General features: G+C 72.2%; 14 protein-coding genes. 11 read left to right on the forward strand and 3 right to left on the reverse strand.

Features of this window, described 5'->3' with window-relative positions; all coding sequences use genetic code 11:
- Positions 1-119 precede the first annotated feature (119 nt).
- From ACFXA3_RS14210 to ACFXA3_RS14240, 7 genes are all read left to right on the forward strand, one after another.
- Positions 120-1,397, forward strand: coding sequence for an ROK family protein (locus ACFXA3_RS14210; protein WP_385186553.1), 1,278 nt, complete (start codon positions 120-122; stop codon positions 1,395-1,397).
- Between the two features lie 118 nt (positions 1,398-1,515).
- Positions 1,516-2,850 carry an ABC transporter substrate-binding protein gene (locus tag ACFXA3_RS14215; RefSeq protein ID WP_385186556.1) on the forward strand — a complete coding sequence of 445 codons (1,335 nt, stop codon included), beginning with the start codon at positions 1,516-1,518 and terminating at the stop codon, positions 2,848-2,850.
- A gap of 5 nt (positions 2,851-2,855) precedes the next feature.
- Positions 2,856-3,854: a carbohydrate ABC transporter permease gene (locus tag ACFXA3_RS14220; RefSeq protein WP_385186559.1), complete on the forward strand. Its 999-nt coding sequence runs from the start codon at positions 2,856-2,858 to the stop codon at positions 3,852-3,854.
- Between the two features lies 1 nt (position 3,855).
- Positions 3,856-4,827, forward strand: a complete 972-nt coding sequence (locus ACFXA3_RS14225) for a carbohydrate ABC transporter permease (protein ID WP_385186561.1) — start codon at positions 3,856-3,858, stop codon at positions 4,825-4,827.
- Between the two features lie 5 nt (positions 4,828-4,832).
- Positions 4,833-6,098, forward strand: coding sequence for a 6-phospho-beta-glucosidase (locus tag ACFXA3_RS14230; RefSeq protein WP_385186564.1), 1,266 nt, complete (start codon positions 4,833-4,835; stop codon positions 6,096-6,098).
- Positions 6,089-6,988, forward strand: coding sequence for an N-acetylglucosamine kinase (locus tag ACFXA3_RS14235; protein ID WP_385186567.1), 900 nt, complete (start codon positions 6,089-6,091; stop codon positions 6,986-6,988). Before ACFXA3_RS14230 ends, ACFXA3_RS14235 begins: the two co-directional genes overlap by 10 nt.
- Entirely contained in the window at positions 6,871-7,731 is an 861-nt protein-coding gene (locus tag ACFXA3_RS14240) for a hypothetical protein (protein ID WP_385186569.1), read from the forward strand. Before ACFXA3_RS14235 ends, ACFXA3_RS14240 begins: the two co-directional genes overlap by 118 nt.
- Here ACFXA3_RS14240 and infA read toward each other — a convergent pair.
- Complete coding sequence (infA, locus tag ACFXA3_RS14245; RefSeq protein ID WP_385186572.1) at positions 7,713-7,937, reverse strand: translation initiation factor IF-1; 225 nt, start codon at positions 7,935-7,937, stop codon at positions 7,713-7,715. The genes ACFXA3_RS14240 and infA overlap by 19 nt on opposite strands.
- Positions 7,938-7,998: 61 nt before the next feature.
- Positions 7,999-8,763, reverse strand: a complete 765-nt coding sequence (locus ACFXA3_RS14250; protein ID WP_385186575.1) for a GNAT family N-acetyltransferase — start codon at positions 8,761-8,763, stop codon at positions 7,999-8,001.
- Positions 8,764-9,212: 449 nt separating this feature from the next.
- Here ACFXA3_RS14250 and ACFXA3_RS14255 point away from each other — a divergent pair, with 449 nt between their 5' ends.
- Entirely contained in the window at positions 9,213-12,833 is a 3,621-nt protein-coding gene (locus tag ACFXA3_RS14255) for a hypothetical protein (RefSeq protein WP_385186578.1), read from the forward strand.
- Between the two features lie 61 nt (positions 12,834-12,894).
- Here the strand turns inward: ACFXA3_RS14255 and ACFXA3_RS14260 are convergent, their stop codons facing one another.
- Positions 12,895-13,362: a MarR family transcriptional regulator gene (locus ACFXA3_RS14260; RefSeq protein ID WP_385186581.1), complete on the reverse strand. Its 468-nt coding sequence runs from the start codon at positions 13,360-13,362 to the stop codon at positions 12,895-12,897.
- A gap of 351 nt (positions 13,363-13,713) precedes the next feature.
- Between ACFXA3_RS14260 and ACFXA3_RS14265 the strand changes: the two genes are divergently transcribed.
- The 3 genes from ACFXA3_RS14265 to ACFXA3_RS14275 all read left to right on the forward strand — a co-directional run bounded on the left by ACFXA3_RS14265 (position 13,714) and on the right by ACFXA3_RS14275 (position 15,434).
- Entirely contained in the window at positions 13,714-14,238 is a 525-nt protein-coding gene (locus ACFXA3_RS14265) for a VOC family protein (RefSeq protein WP_385186584.1), read from the forward strand.
- A 286-nt stretch (positions 14,239-14,524) separates the two neighbouring features.
- Positions 14,525-15,226, forward strand: coding sequence for an alpha/beta fold hydrolase (locus ACFXA3_RS14270; RefSeq protein ID WP_385186587.1), 702 nt, complete (start codon positions 14,525-14,527; stop codon positions 15,224-15,226).
- A gap of 46 nt (positions 15,227-15,272) precedes the next feature.
- Positions 15,273-15,434, forward strand: a complete 162-nt coding sequence (locus tag ACFXA3_RS14275) for a hypothetical protein (RefSeq protein WP_385186590.1) — start codon at positions 15,273-15,275, stop codon at positions 15,432-15,434.
- Positions 15,435-15,739 lie beyond the last annotated feature (305 nt).

Consider the following 15,739-nt stretch of genomic DNA (forward strand, 5'->3'; position numbering starts at 1 on the left):
CGCACCCTGAGTTTTTTTTTTGGGGGGGGCCCCGCGTCATAGACAGGGCTCCCACACCAACAGGAAACTTACCTAACAGTTCCTGGCCACGGCGTGAGCCGATGACGGAGAGAGCGCTCATGACCGGCACCACCCCCGGAACCCCCAGCCTGCTCCGCGTCATGAACGACCGGGCGGCGCTGGACCTGCTGCTGGAGCACGGGCCCCTGTCCCGCACCCGGATCGGCCGGCTCACCGGGCTCTCCAAGCCCACCGCCTCCCAGTTGCTGGCCCGCCTCGAAGCGGCCGGGCTGGTCGTGGCCTCCGGCACCTCCGGCGGCCGCCCCGGACCCAGCGCCCAGCTGTACGGGGTCAACCCGCGCGCCGCGCACGTCGCCGGACTGGACGTCACCCCGGGCGGCATCGTCGCGGCCGTCGCCGATCTCACCGGCGAGGTGACCGGCCGCCACGAGCTCCCGTACGCCGAGGGATCCACGGCCGTCGACCGGGTCACCCGGGCGCTCGGCGAGGCCGTCAAGGACGCGGGGCTCCAGCGCTCCGACATCCACCGGGTCGTCATCGCCACCCCGGGCTCCTTCGACCCGGGCACCGGGGCCCTGCGGTACGCCGACCACCTCCCCGGCTGGCACTCCCCCACCCTCCTGGAGGAGCTGGCGGCGGCGCTGCCGATGCCGGTCGGGTACGAGAACGACGTGAACCTGGCCGCCGTCGCCGAGCAGCGCCTCGGCGCCGCCCGCGGGCACGACGACTTCGTCCTGCTGTGGAACGAGGAGGGCCTCGGCGCCGCCCTGGTGCTCGGCGGCCGGCTGCACCGCGGATGGACCGGCGGCGCGGGCGAGGTCGGGTTCCTGCCCGTCCCGGGCCATCCCCTGGTCCGTCAGGTCACCCGGGTCAACTCCGGGGGCTACCAGGGACTGGCCGGCGCCCAGGCGGTGCCCGCGATGGCGGCCGCCCTCGGCATCACGGCACCGCCCGCGACCGCCGGCGGCCCGGGGCACCGGGCCGGGCACGCAGCCGCGGATGACGCCGCGCACGGGGCCGGTCACGACGCCGGGGCCGCGCTGGCCGCCGCCGCGGTCGCGCTGCTCGCGCGGGCCGCCGAGCACCCCGAGGGAGCGAACCTGCGGCTCCTGCGGCAGTACGCCACCGCTCTCGCCACCGGGCTCGCCTCGCTGGTGGCCGTGCTCGACCCGGAGATCGTCGTCCTGTCGGGCGCGGTGACCGCCGCCGGCGGGGACGTGCTGCGCGAACTCATCGAGACCGAACTCGCCGATCTCGCCCCCTCCCGGCCGCGCCTGGTGTCCGGCACCGTGCGCGAGCGGCCCGTGCTGCGCGGCGCGCTGGAGAGCGCCCTCGCCGCCACGCGCGACGAGGTCTTCGACACCTCCCGCCGCTGACGGGCCCCCGGCCACGCCGCGCCCGTACGAGCAGCACCTCCACCGGCACCACCCGACGCGACGCCGCACCCCCTGGCACATCCCCCGGAAGTTCCTCCCGCAGAGAGCGAGCCCCGCCATGTCCGGAAACCGCCGTCTGACCGCCGCGGCAGCCGCCTTCGCCGCGATGTCCGTCCTCGCCACCGCGTGTACCGGCCAGAGCGGCGGCGCGGCCGCCGACGATCCGGGCAAGGACGTCACGCTCAACTTCTGGCACGGCTGGTCCGCGCCGAGCGAGGTCAAGGCGATCGAGGAGAACATCGCCCGCTTCCAGAAGGCCCACCCGAACATCAAGGTCAAGGTCACGGGCAACATGACCGACGACAAGATCAACCAGGCGCTGCGCGCCGGCGGGGACAAGGCCCCCGACGTGGTCTCCTCCTTCACCACCGACAGCGTCGGCAAGTTCTGCAACTCCGGCGCCTTCGCCGACCTGAACCCGTTCCTGGGCAAGTCCGGGGTCGACAAGGCGAAGGTCTTCCCCAAGACCCTGCTGGAGTACACCCAGTTCAACGGCAACCAGTGCACGCTGCCGCTGCTGAACGACGCGTACGGCCTCGTCTACAACGTCGACGCGTTCAAGGCCGCGGGCATCACCGAACCCCCGAAGACGTGGAGCCGGTTCGTCGAGGACGCGCAGAAGCTCACCAAGCCGAACGGGGACTCGTACGACCAGTTGGGCGTCATGCCGACCTTCCACGGCTACGAGACCACCCCGGTGCGCCTGGCCGCGCAGTGGAGCCCCACGTACTTCGGCGCCGACGGCACGTCCAACCTGGCCAAGGACCCGGCCTTCGCGAACATGCTGACCGCGCAGAAGGACCTGGTGGCCAAGCTCGGCGGCTACGAGAGGCTGGAGAAGTTCCGCAGCACCTTCGGGGACGAGTGGAGCGCCGAGCACCCCTTCCACAAGGGGCAGGTCGCGATGCAGGTCGACGGCGAGTGGCGGGCCGCGATGGCCAAGGAGGCCGGGGTCACGTTCGAGATCGGGACCGCGCCGCTGCCCGTCCCGGACGACCAGATCGCCGACTACGGCAAGGGCTACCTCTCGGGCACGGTCATGGGCATCGCCGCGGGCAGCAGGAAGCAGAACGCGTCCTGGGAACTGGTGAAGTACATGACCACCGACACGGAGGCGGTCGTGGCGTTCGCCAACGCCATCCACAACGTGCCCTCCACCCTGGCCGCCCTGGAGTCCCCGGCCCTCGAGGTCACCCCGGAGTTCAAGACCTTCCTCGACATCGCCCGGCACCCGAAGTCGAACACCACCCCGGCCCGGGCCGACGGCGGCACCTACCAGCTGACCTTCCAGGACCTCGCGTACGCGGTCGAGAAGGGCGACGTCACCGACATCCCGGCCGGCCTCGCCAAGACCGGCCGGCAGATCGACACGGACATCGCGAAGGCGAAGTAGCCACGATGACCGCCACCGTGCCCGCCCCCGCCGCCCCCGCCGCCCCCGCCGCTCGCACCGCGGCCGCCGCTCCCGCGCTGCGGGCGAAGCGCCGGCGTTCCGCCCTGCGGACCGCGGCCTTCATGTCGCCCTGGCTGATCGGGTTCGCCGTCTTCTTCGCGTACCCGCTCGTGTCCACCGTGTACTTCTCCTTCACGAAGTACGACGGCTTCCGCCCGCCCGCCTTCAACGGCCTCGACAACTGGACGTACGTCTTCACCGACTATCCGCTGTTCTGGCCGGCCATGCGCAACACCCTGTGGCTGGTGGTGGTGATGGTCGGCTGCCGGGTCGTGTTCGGCCTCGGCACCGGCCTGCTCATCACCCGGATCAAAACGGGGGCCGGGCTCTTCCGGACCCTGTTCTACCTGCCGTACCTGGCCCCGCCGGTGGCCGCGACCCTCGCCTTCGTCTTCCTGCTCAACCCCGGCACCGGCCCGGTCAACACCCTGCTGGACGCGGCCGGCCTGCCCGCCCCCGGCTGGTTCACGGACGCCGACTGGTCGAAGCCGGCACTGACCCTGCTCGCGGTCTGGGGGGTCGGCGACCTGATGGTCATCTTCATGGCCGCGCTGCTCGACGTACCGAGGGAGCAGTACGAGGCCGCCGAGCTGGACGGGGCCGGCGCCTGGCAGCGGTTCCGGCACATCACCCTGCCGAACATCTCGCCGATCATCCTGTTCGCCGTGGTCACCGGGGTCATCCAGGCCATGCAGTGCTACACGCAGCCCCTGGTCGCGGGCAAGGTCGCCGCGGGTGTCATCGGCGGCTCGGGGCAGCAGTTCGAGCCGGGCTACCCCGACAAGTCCACGCTGACCCTCCCCCAGGTCATCTACAACGTCGGCTTCCAGCGCTTCGACTACGGCAGCGCGTGCGTCGTCGCGCTGGTCCTCTTCGCCCTCTCCATGGCGTTCACCGCACTGCTGATGCGCCGCCGTGGCGGACTGATCGGATCCGGTGACTGACATGGCCCAGCTGACCGACACGACGACCGGAACCGGCAGGACCGGCAGGAAAAGCGGGAAGGGCGGGAAGCCCCGGACGGCCCCGGCGCCGCGGGGCGCCGCCGGCGGCCGCGGCACGAGCGGCCGCGGCGGCAGTGGCAGCGCCCGCCGCCGGGCCCTCCTGCACTGGATCGGCGTGCACGCCCTCGGCGTCGCCGCCGCCCTGTTCTTCGTCCTCCCGTTCGTCTTCCTCTTCCTGACCTCCCTGATGAGCGACCAGCAGGCGCTGACCCGCGACCTGGTGCCCGACACCTGGGAATGGGGCAACTACGCCAAGGTGTGGCACACACCCGGCTTTCTGACCTGGTGGCGCAACACGCTCCTGTACGCCGGGCTGGGCACACTGCTGACCGTGGTCTCCTCGGTCCCCGTCGCGTACGCGCTCGCCAAGTTCCGCTTCCGCGGACGGCGGCCGGCGCTGCTGCTGGTGATCGCCGCGATGATGCTGCCGCCCCAGGTGGTGGTCATCCCGATGTACCTGTTCTGGGCCAAGCAGCTCGACCTGTCCGGAACCCTGTGGCCGCTGATCGTCCCGATGGCGTTCGGCGACGCCTTCTCCATCTTCCTGCTCCGCCAGTTCCTCCTGACGATCCCCGACGAGTACCTCGACGCGGCCAGGGTCGACGGCTGCGGCGAGCTGCGCACCCTGCTGCGCGTCGTCGTGCCGATGGCCAGGCCCGGCATCGCCGCCGTGGCGCTGTTCCAGTTCTTCTGCGCCTGGAACGACTACTTCGGCCCGCAGATCTACGCCTCGGACAACCCCGCCGCCTGGACGCTCAGTTACGGACTGGAGTCCTTCAAGGGCGCGCACCACACCAACTGGAACCTCACCATGGCCGCGACCGTGCTGGTCATGGCGCCGGTGATCGTCCTCTTCTTCTTCGCCCAGAAGGCGTTCGTCGAGGGCGTCACCCTGACCGGAGTGAAAGGCTAGTGCCCATGAAACTCGCAGTGGTGGGTGGCGGTTCCACCTACACCCCCGAGTTGATCGACGGCTTCGCACGGCTGCGCGACACCCTGCCTGTCGGCGAACTGGTGCTGATCGACCCCGCGACCGAGCGGCTGGAGCTGATCGGCGCACTGGCCCGGAGGATCTTCGCCCGGCAGGGGCATCCGGGGCGGGTCACCACCACCGCCGATCTCGACGCGGGCGTCGAGGGGGCCGACGCGGTCCTGGTCCAGCTGCGCGTCGGCGGACAGGCGGCCAGGCTCCGGGACGAGACGTGGCCGCTGGAGTGCGGCTGCGTCGGCCAGGAGACCACCGGCGCGGGCGGGCTCGCCAAGGCGCTGCGGACCGTACCGGTGGTGCTGGACATCGCCGAGCGGGTCCGGCGGGCCAGTCCCGACGCCTGGATCATCGACTTCACCAACCCGGTCGGGATCGTCACCCGCGCCCTGCTGCGGGCCGGGCACAAGGCCGTCGGCCTGTGCAACGTCGCCATCGGCTTCCAGCGGAAGTTCGCGGCGCTGCTGGACCTGGCCCCGGCCGACATCCACCTCGACCACGTGGGGCTCAACCACCTCACCTGGGAGCTGGGGGTGCGCAGGGGCGGCCCCGACGGCGAGGACCTGCTGCCCGGGCTGCTCGCCGGGCACGGCGCGGCCGTCGCCGAGGACCTGCGGCTGCCCCGCGCGGTGCTGGACCGCCTCGGCGTCGTCCCCTCGTACTACCTGCGGTACTTCTACGCGCACGACGCCGTGGTGCGCGAGCTGGCCACGAAGCCCTCGCGGGCCGCCGAGGTGGCCGCCATGGAGAAGGAGCTGCTCGGCCTGTACGCCGATCCGGCGCTGGACGAGAAGCCGGCGCTGCTGGCCAAGCGGGGCGGGGCCTTCTACTCGGAGGCGGCCGTGGACCTGGCGGCCGCCCTGCTGGGCGACGGGACGGGAGCCGTGCAGGTCGTCAACACGCTCAACCGCGGCACCCTGCCGTTCCTCCCGGACGACGCGGTGGTGGAGGTGCAGGCCCGGGTGGACCGCTCCGGTCCGGTGCCGCTGGCCGCGCCGAGGCTGGACCCGCTGTACGCCGGACTGGTCGCGCAGGTCACGGCGTACGAGGACCTGGCGCTCGACGCGGCCGTACGGGGCGGCCGCGAGCGGGTCTTCAAGGCGCTGCTGGCGCACCCGCTGGTGGGCCAGTTCGACCTCGCCGAGGGGCTGACCGACCGGCTCCTCGCGCACAACAAGGAGCACCTGCCATGGGCGTGACCGGTGACGCCCGGGCGGAGCGGCCCTCCCGGGCCGCCGTCCTGGCCATCGACGCGGGCAACAGCAAGACGGACGCGGCGCTGATCGCCGCGGACGGCACGGTCCTCGGCACCGGGCGCTCCGACGGCTTCCAGCCGCAGCGCACCGGTGTCGGGGCGGCGCTCGACGTGCTGGAGCGGGCGGTCGCGGAGGCGGCCGAGGCGGCCGCGGTGTCCCGGCCGGCGCCCGGTGCGCCGTACGCCGGCCGGGTCTCGGCGTGCCTGGCCAACGCCGATCTCCCGGTGGAGGAACGGCAGCTCGCCGAGGCGATCGGCGCGCGGGGCTGGGGTGGGGCCACTGCCGTGTACAACGACACCTTCGCGATCCTGCGGGCCGGGCTCTCCGGGGACGGGCCGCCGCGCGGGGTCGCGGTGGTGTGCGGGGCCGGCATCAACTGCGTGGGGATGCTGCCCGACGGGCGCACGGCCCGCTTCCCGGCCCTCGGCCAGCTCTCGGGGGACTGGGGCGGCGGGGGCGGGCTGGCCGCGGAGGCCCTGTGGTGGGCGGCGCGGGCCGAGGACGGCCGCGGTGGCCCGACGGAGCTGGCGGCGGCGCTGCCGGCGCACTTCGGGCTCGCTTCGATGGCCGAGCTGATCGAAGCGCTGCACCTGGGGGCCCTGGCGCAGCGGCGGACCCACGAGCTGGTGCCGGTGCTGTTCGCGGTGGCCGCGGCGGGCGATCCGGTGGCTTCGGCGCTCGTGGAGCGGCAGGCGGACGAGGTGGGGGGAGAACGGTGGCGCGTCGCAAGAACACCTCCTGTGCGGGCCTCGGCTGCGCGGGTTACCTGCTGCTCAACGGGGTGGCGCTGGTCGGGGTCCTGCTCGCGCTGCCCGTGCTGCTGCCCGACCTGATGGCCCGGCTGGCCCCGCCGGTCGTGGTGGAGGGCGCGGGCCGGTGGGCCGTCGTCCACGGCGTCCCGGTCGTGGTGGCCTGCGTCCTCGTCGCGGTGGCGGGCCGGGGCGCGCGCGTCGCGTGGTGGATGTTCCTCCTCCGGGTGGCCCTGCTGCTCGCCGCCGGCGCCGCGGCGGCCGCCTCCGTCGAGGACCGGCTGGCCGGAGCGCCCTGGAACGTCCGGGCGGGCGCCGCGGCCTGTGCCGCCGGGGGTGCGGCGCTCCTCGTCTTCCTGGGCGTGCGCCGCTGGGACAAGGCGATCGGCGCACGACCGCGGCCGGGCGAGGTCTGGCTGGCCATGGTCCCGCTGCGGGAGGATCCGGAGCGGCAGCTGCGGCACTACTGCGTGGTCCTCACCACCGGGTCGGGCCGCGCGCAGGTCGCCCAGATCACCAGCAAGGACAAGGACGGCCGGCGCGACCACATCCGGATCCCCAACCACGGCTGGGACGAGGTATCGGGCCGTCCCCACTGGGTGGAGATCGGCCGCGTGCCGCGGATCGTGCCGTACCGCAGGTTCCTGAAGTCCCGGCCCCAGGGCCCGTGCCCGGACGCGGTCTGGACCCAGCTGCGCGACCGGCTGCCCGCGGGTTCCGGGTCCGGGGCCCCCCCCCCGGGCCCCCGGCGGGGCGGGGGGCGGGGCCGTCGGCGGCCGCGGCGCCCCCCCCCCCCCCGCTTCTCCGCTCAGGTGCGGTATCGGTAGATGATCCTGCCGCGGGTCAGGTCGTACGGGCTCAGTTCCACGAGCACGCGGTCTTCCGGGAGGATCCTGATGTAGTTCTTCCGGATCTTCCCGCTGATGTGCGCGAGTGCCTGGTGCCCGTTCTGGAGCTGCACCTTGAAGGTTGCGTTCCGCAGGCACTCGACGACGGTGCCTTCGACTTCCAGGCCCTTGGCTGTTCTTGGCAAGGTCTCTCCCTCGTTCTTTCACTTCATGATTCCGGGTGGGGCGCGTTGCCCAGGTCGGTGGTCAGCTGCGGACCAGTTCCAGGCAGTCGCCGGTTCGCCGGGTGGCGGCCCCTTCGAGCAGTGCGATGCCGGCGGTGTTGGACTCGTCCACTTCGGCCCATGCCGACGCGATGCCGTTGCGGTGCATCGAGACCAGCGCGTGGGCCAGGAGCGCGCGCCCGACGCCGCGGCGTCGGTGGTCGGCCCGCACGGCGATGAGTCCGATCCGGGCCCGTCGGCGGATCGGCACCACCCGGATCAGTCCCACGTAGCGGCCGTTCCTTGCCGCCACGGCGTACGTGGCCAGGTCCAGGGGCTTCGGACCGGCGGGACTCGGCACCACCTCGGCCGGCATGGTCCGCCAGCCGACGGTGGCGTCGACCTCCTCCCGGATCTCGTGGTCCAGCGCGCGCAGCCGTCCCGGATCCACTTCGACACCGGGAAGGACCACCAGCCCTGGAGGCGGTGGCACGGTGCCGAGGCCGGTGACGGCGGGGTCGGTGGGCACGACGTACTCCCGCTCACGGCGTCCGACGGTGAAGCCGACGCTCTCCCAACGGGACTTCAGGTCCGGGTCGGCCGCGCCGACGAGGGTGTGGAGCGGGGCCGGCAGGTCCGCCACCATGACGGCGGCGAGCCGGTCGAAGGCCGTCTCCCGCCACACGTCGACACTGACGAACAGTCGCCCGTCGGAACGGATCGAAACGTCGCCGTGGCCCACGATCAGACCGTCCTCCACGGCCTGCCACTGCGTCTCGGTGACGCGTGTGACCTTCACGGAGTTCACAGGTTGTCGCCCTTTCAGAAGTGCCTTGTTGAGGCGCTCCCGACGACACCTGTGTCAGTCGAACACCGTGAGGGAAGGAGGGAGCACCCACCTCGATACAACGTTCACGGGTCCCACCTCCTCGCTTCCTGTCACGGTGTCCCGCACACTACTCGGCGTCCGCTCCCCGCCCAACTCGTTTTCGGCGGCGGCCGGACCACGCCGGCTCACTCCCCCGGTCGCCGCGAAGGACCGGCGCTGGTCGAAGTGGCGGACCCCTGGCGCTGCTGCACTCCCCTGCGCCTGTCCACCCGGAACCCGAGCCCGTTGCGACCCGGTCGTCTCAGCTCTGTAACAGCGCCTGCGCCGTACCTCCCGCTCGTCGAGAATCCAGATTTCCGGGGGCCGCGAGGGCGGCCGGAACGGCTGGGAGTCCGCCGGGGCGAGCGGGCCGGGTGGGGAGTGTGCTGATGCGGCGGGGGCCGGGTTTCACGAGGTACGTGCTGTGGTCGCTGAGCGCCGTCACGGCGGCCTCGGCGGTGTGGATGTTGTGGGCCGGTACCGGTCCGAGCTCCGACTTCGCCACGATCGGGGCCTGGTTCCTGGCCCTCGTGGCGCTCATACTGCCGTTCGCCGAGCGGCTGCTGCATCCGCAACCCGTTCCGCCCCCGGAGCCGGCGGCCGAGGCGGACGACCTGGCCCGGACCGTCGAAGGGCAGTGGCGGGAGGAGGCCAGGGCCCGGAGCCTGCGGGACCCTCGGGTGGTGCCGCTGACGTGGTCCGCGACCAGCCGGGCCGTGGCCGCCAGCCCGGACGCGGTGTTCGGCGGCAACGGGGCCGGACGGATCACGCGGGTCACCACCGAAGGCAGGCTGGACGGCGGCCTCGACGCTGCGATCACCGCCCTCGGCGCGGAGTTCGGGCGGATCCCCAGCGGCCGGCTGGTGGTGCTCGGCGAGCCGGGCGCAGGGAAGACCGTACTCGCGATGCTGCTGACCCTGGGCCTGCTCGGACGCCGAGAGCCCGGCGACCCCGTACCGGTCCTGATGTCCGTCGGTGCCTGGGACCCGGTGGTGCAGTCGCTGGACGGCTGGGTGGTCGAGACCCTGGCCGCCACCTACTACGCAGGACGTCCGGAGATCCCCCGCCGGCTGCTGGAACGGGGCCTGCTCCTGCCGGTACTCGACGGCCTCGACGAGATCCCCGAGTCGGCGCGGCGCGAGGCGGTGGGGTCCGTCAACCGGTTCACCGGTGAGCACCGGCCCGTGGTGGTGACCTGCCGGTCGGCCGAGTACGCGGGCGTGATCGCCGGCGGATCCCCGGTGCTGCACCGCGCGCCCGTGGTGGAGGTGCGTCCGGTCGGGGTCGAGGACACCGTGTCCTACCTGGAGAGCGCCGACTGGCCGGACGGCACCTCGTGGGACAGCGTCGTACACCACCTGCGCACGGAGTCAGACACCCCGCTCCACCGGGCGCTGAGCACACCGCTGATGATCTCGATGGCCCGCATGGTGTACGCGCGGTGCGGCGGGGACCCGGCCGAACTGCTCGACCCCGTACGGTTCTCCTCCCGGAACACCATCGAGGACCACCTCTCCTCCCGGGTGATCGATGCCGCCTACGCACCGGACCGGCTGCCGTCCGGCGCACCGGTCGCCCCTTCCGACCCGGCCGCTGTCCCGCGCGCGGGACGGCCGTTGACGCTCCCCGGTGCCGCAGGGGCGCCGGCTGTCGTGGCTCCACCGCACACCACGGTGGATCGCGGTCCGCAGTGGGACGCCGAGACCGCCCGCCGCCTGCTGACCTACCTCGCCCGGTACATGCACCGCCACGGCGAGCGCGAACTGGTCTGGTGGCGGATGTCGGGCCGGCTGCTCCCCATGTGGGCCGTGCCGGCCGGGGCACTCGCTCTCGGCATGAGCATGGCGGGTATCGCGGTGGTCGGGTCCGGCCTGGCCTCGAACCGGGAGGCGCTGCCTGCCCTCGGGATCGGCGGCCTGCTCGTCGGGATCGGCACGGCGGTGGTGGCGGTCGCCCTGCTCGCGTCTCCCCAACGACAGCCCAGGCGCCTGTCCTGGCGCCGGTCCGGATCGCTGGAGCGGCTGCGCCGCGGATTCCTCAAGGGCTTCGTGCTCACCATGGTCCTGACGGTCCCGCTGCCGGCCACGTTCGCGCTCATCCTGGCGATCGACGAGCAGCCGCTCTCCGTCTACCTGAACTACGCCGACCTGATCGGCGGCTGCACGGCCTTCGCCTGTGTGGTGGGGCTGGGCCTGGCGACCCGCCACTGGCTCGATGCGACGCCCCTCGCCGCGGCCCAGGCGACGCCGGACCTGTCCCTGGCGGAGGACCGGCGGGCATCCGCCGTCGGCGCGGGGAGCGCGGGACTGGTGGTCGCGCTGCTGGTTTGGCCCCTGGTCCTGCTGGGCGTGCTGGCCGGGCAGATCGGCGGGCTGTCCCTCAGCGGATGGCCCGGGTGGCCCGACCACTTCGACCCGGCGGGCGTCGCACGCGTGATGTTCGGGCACGCCATCGCCGTCAGGCCGAACGGCGACATGGACCACAGCGCCAAGGTGGTGCTCGTCCCCGTCCTGTCGTCCCTGGTCCTGGGTACGGGCTTCGCCTTCGCCGCGCTCATGACGAGGGCCTATCCGCGCTTCCTGCTCATGCTCGTCTACCTGGCGTTCCAGGGCCGGCTGCCCCTGCGGTTCATGGCGTTCCTGCGCGACGCGCGCAACCGCGGGCTGCTGCGGCAGTCGGGAGACGCGTACCAGTTCCGCCACGCACGGCTGCAGGAGTACCTGGTGAGCGGTGCGGCGCGGGACGGGCAGCAGACCGCCGAACGCGGAGTCGTTGCCGGTACGGAGGCCAGGCGGATCGGGACACGTGGCCGGGCCGTGGCGCTCGCCTGTTCAGCGCTCGCGGTCGTGGCGCTGGCGACGCCGTTCGTCGGCCGCCCAACGGACACGTCCACGGCCGTACTCGGTGGATTCCACGAGGGACCCGCACGCGTCGTGTTCAGCCCCGACGGGCGGACCCTGGCCGTCGTGGAGGGTGGCTCGCTGTGGCGCCTGATCGGCAGCGGCACGTCGTACGTGGAGATGCGGAGCGTCGACGACGGGCACCGCCTCGCACGTATGGAGGCCCCTGGGGCGCTCGATGAGGTGGTCTTCGCAGACCAGGGGCGCGCTGTCGTCACCACGGGACGGACGGGAACCATCGAGCAGCCCTTGACCTACTTCCAGCTGTGGAAGCCCGGCCCCGGAGACCCGCTGACCAAACCCGTCGGCGGAGACCACACCGTTCGCATAGGAGTGACGGACGGCCGCATGAGCCTGTTCGTCATCGAGAGGGAGGGCGACGGTGTGACCGTGCGCAACGCCGTGGACCGGCAGACGGTCTGCCGACTGACCGGTCCCGGCGCACAGGGGGTGTCGTCCGCCGTCCTCAGTCCCGACGGACGCTTCGTGGCCACCATGAACCAGAGCTCCCGGATGCAGCTGTGGCGGGTGTCCGATGGCCGTCCGATCGGCGACGACGGGGCCGTGCACAATACCGACGTCTTCTTCAGCGCCGACTCGCGCGTCCTGGCGGCGGTCACGACGGACGGGAAGAAGGTCGAAGTACGGGACACGAGCGACGGCCGGATCACGAGCACCCTGCAGACCGGTGATGCCGGCGTGAGTACCGTCCTGCTCAGTCCGGACGGGAGCAAGGCGGTGACCCGCGGCTACTCCGATCTCCAGCTGTGGGACACGGCCAAGGGCCGCAGGATCGGCAGCCCGTTGGCCGACACCGAACCCGACTCGTCGCTGAGCCCGAGCGATGACGCCGTGGCCCGCTTCAGCCCGGACGGGCGCGTGCTCGCGACGACGTCGGGTCCGGACCTGCAGCAGATCCGGCTGTGGAACACCGCGGACGGACTGCCCATCGGCCCGGCCCACTCCGGTCACGTCAAACTGATCACGGACATCGCCTTCAGCCCCGACGGGCTCACGTTGGCCACGACGTCGCTGGACGAGACGGTACGACTGTGGCGGATCGACACACTCGGGCTGCGGGACCGGGCCGGTCTGCTCGGCACCAGGTGAGCCGACCGCCCCCTGCCGCAGGTGACTGGGACCCGCCCCGGCCGCCCGTGCCATCGGTCCGTCAGGCGGCGGCCCCGCCCGCGTTGCGGATCAGTTGCTGAAGCACTTTCACCGTGGTGACGTAGTCCGCGTCGTCGATGCCCTCGTGCAGGGCGGCGCGGATGGCGGGAGCATTGCGCGCGAGGTCGACGCGGGCCTGTTCCCCCACCTCGGTGAGCCACAGCCGGTCCTTACCGTCCCGGGTCAGCCAGCCGCGCTCCAGGAGTATCGCGGCCTCCGCCGCCAGATCGTCCTCGGGCCGGATGTAGGAAGCCATGGCCTCCCGCAGCTCGGACAGGGTCATCCCCTCGCCATCGGGCGAGATGTCGTTCTCCGACAGGTTGCGCAACAACCAGAACTGGGGCTGGGTGTAACCCCTTGAAGCCTGCTGGGCCCGGGTAAACGCGATGAGCGCCTCGTAGGCGACACCGGTCCAGTACGCGGCTGGCTGCCCGGCGAGTTCGGCATCGGACATCTGCTGGGTCATCACGGCATCTCCCTTTCAGGGTACTTCGGTTCGGAGCCCGCACCCGGTGCGGGCCCACGCAAAACATATGACCTCAAGTCCGGTTGAGGACAAGTACGGGATGCCACCGACGACACCGGCACGAGAACCGAACCCATGCCGCCGCACATCGCCGCCCTGCTCGCATTCCCCCGTCGCGGGCCCCGGGCTCCGACTCTTCCGACATGCCGGGCCGGAGCCTGCGACCAGTGCTCCGCGAAGTCGCCGGGCAGTTGTGCCGGCTCGCGCGGGATATAGGTCCACAGCTGTCCTAGTTGGGTCCTACGGTCGTCACATCGCGAGAAATCACAGAACAGAGCAGAGAGGACGGGACTGATGAGTCACACCGCACCCGAGGGCTACACCAGCGTTGCACCGTGGGTGGTCACCGACGACACCGGCGCACTGCTCGACTTCATCACGGGCGCGTTCGACGGCGAAGAACTTGCACGGGTGCCGGTCGAGGACGGCACCATCGGCCACGGCGAGATCCGCGTCGGCGACACGGTCGTGCTGGCCTTCGACCGACGGCCCGACTGGCCGGTGATGCCCTCGCTCCTGCGGGTCTACGTCCCGGACGCCGACGCCGCCATGGCGGCCGCGGTCCTGCACGGGGCGCAGGTGATCACCGAGGCCACTGACAGCGCGTGGGGGGACCGAGGCGGCCGGGTACGGGATCCGTTCGGCAACATCTGGTGGGTGATGAGCCGGGTCGAGGACGTCGCACCGGACCCGGCCTGGGAACGCATGTCCGAGCCGAAGTACGCCGAAGCGATGCGCATGGCCCAGGAGACTCTGGACGCCACGCTCAGCGGCCGGGAGTCAGGGGTGGCAAGCGCCCCGCAGCGCTCGGCCCACTGAGAACAGCCTCGACATCATCGGCTGCCTCATCGTCGGCCTCTTCATCACCACCTGGATCATCGCCGACTCATTGAGGGCCATGGCGCGCCGCATGCGGAGGACGCACCACCACTTCGGGTGAGCACCCGCCCCCGCACCGCTCAGCCCCATATCATCGCGGCGTCACATTGCAGGGTCGGGACGTCGGCACCCGCCGTTCATGCGGTCAGCCCCCAGTCGCCCGACACCTGGCGCAGCACAGCACGGAATGGCCAGACACTCCATCGATCGAAGGAGCCGGCACATCGTGAGCAGCACTGTGGAAGCAAGGAACGTGGTTCTCGTCCATGGCGGGTTCGTCGACGGATCGGGCTGGAGGGGGGTCTACGACCTGCTCCGCGCGGAGGGCTACACCGTCACCGTTGTCCAGAACCCCACGCTCTCCCTCGACGGCGACGTCGCCGCGACCCGGCGAGCCCTGGATACCCAGGACGGTCCGACTGTCCTGGTCGGACACTCCTACGGCGGCGCGGTGATCTCCGAAGCCGGCAACCACCCGAACGTGAGCGCCCTCGTCTACGTGGCCGCGTTCGCTCCCGACAAGGGCGAGTCCGTCAGCACGCTCATCGCCGACCCGCCCCCGGGAGCCCCCGTACCGCCGATCGTGTCCTCCCCCGACGGGTTCCTCTTCCTCGACCGGGCCGCGTTCGCGGCGGCCTTCGCCGCGGACCTGCCCCCCGACGAGGCCCGCTTCCTGGCCGACTCCCAAGTCCCCTGGGGCCCCGACGCCCTCAGCGGTGCGGTCAGCGAGCCGGCCTGGCGCAGCAAGCCGAGCTTCTACCTGGTCGCCGCCGACGACCGCATGATCCCGCCCCCGGCCCAGCGCACCATGGCCGAACGAGTCGGCGCGACCGTGATCGAGACCGCCGCCAGCCACGCCGTGTACGTGTCCAAACCCGCCGAGGTCGCCGCACTCATCAAGAACGCCGCAACCGCCAGTCCTGCGTGAGACGGCGACCAGACGTTCGCAGGGCACGGCACACACCCCGATGACCATGCCCACGCTGTTGGTCACGCAGCGTCGAAGGAACGGTCCGTCGGCGGCCGCGCTCGGCCGGTGCCGTGGCTGCCGACTGCCGACCGCCGACTGCTGGCCGCTGGCCGCCGGCCGCCGGCCGCGGCGCGACGCCGGTGCGCACACCGACCGGCAGCTGTGAGGTCGGGACGGCCCAAGAGATCGGCGCTCGTCGGAGGAGGATCTCGGCCAATCCCTGCGATGCCCGGCGGCGGCAGGCCGGCCGCCGGTAGCTTCGCCGCCATGACGCCGCCCGTGTTCCACCGACGCCCGCCCGCTGCCCCTACCTCCACGCCGCCGACGGGGCGCCCGACAACGGCCCCCGCGCACCCGGACAAGAACCCTCCGCTGCCGCCCAACCCGCTCCAGCCCCGGTAGAAGAGCTGACTGCCGTGCGCGTGGACCGGCTCCCGTACGAGGACCTCCCCGGCCCCACTCGGCAGGCCG

It is taken from the genome of Streptomyces sp. NPDC059456 (genome assembly GCF_042750055.1).
GTDB lineage: Bacteria > Actinomycetota > Actinomycetes > Streptomycetales > Streptomycetaceae > Streptomyces.

Excerpts from the sequence above, each read along its gene's own strand:
- ACFXA3_RS14210 (WP_385186553.1), top strand. The coding sequence starts at position 120 with ATGACCGGCACCACCCCCGGAACCCCCAGCCTGCTCCGCGTCATGAAC.
- ACFXA3_RS14265 (WP_385186584.1), top strand. The coding sequence starts at position 13,714 with ATGAGTCACACCGCACCCGAGGGCTACACCAGCGTTGCACCGTGGGTG.
- ACFXA3_RS14255 (WP_385186578.1), top strand. The coding sequence starts at position 9,213 with ATGCGGCGGGGGCCGGGTTTCACGAGGTACGTGCTGTGGTCGCTGAGC.
- ACFXA3_RS14275 (WP_385186590.1), top strand. The coding sequence starts at position 15,273 with ATGCCCACGCTGTTGGTCACGCAGCGTCGAAGGAACGGTCCGTCGGCG.
- ACFXA3_RS14235 (WP_385186567.1), top strand. The coding sequence starts at position 6,089 with ATGGGCGTGACCGGTGACGCCCGGGCGGAGCGGCCCTCCCGGGCCGCC.
- ACFXA3_RS14220 (WP_385186559.1), top strand. The coding sequence starts at position 2,856 with ATGACCGCCACCGTGCCCGCCCCCGCCGCCCCCGCCGCCCCCGCCGCT.
- ACFXA3_RS14230 (WP_385186564.1), top strand. The coding sequence starts at position 4,833 with ATGAAACTCGCAGTGGTGGGTGGCGGTTCCACCTACACCCCCGAGTTG.
- ACFXA3_RS14215 (WP_385186556.1), top strand. The coding sequence starts at position 1,516 with ATGTCCGGAAACCGCCGTCTGACCGCCGCGGCAGCCGCCTTCGCCGCG.
- ACFXA3_RS14225 (WP_385186561.1), top strand. The coding sequence starts at position 3,856 with ATGGCCCAGCTGACCGACACGACGACCGGAACCGGCAGGACCGGCAGG.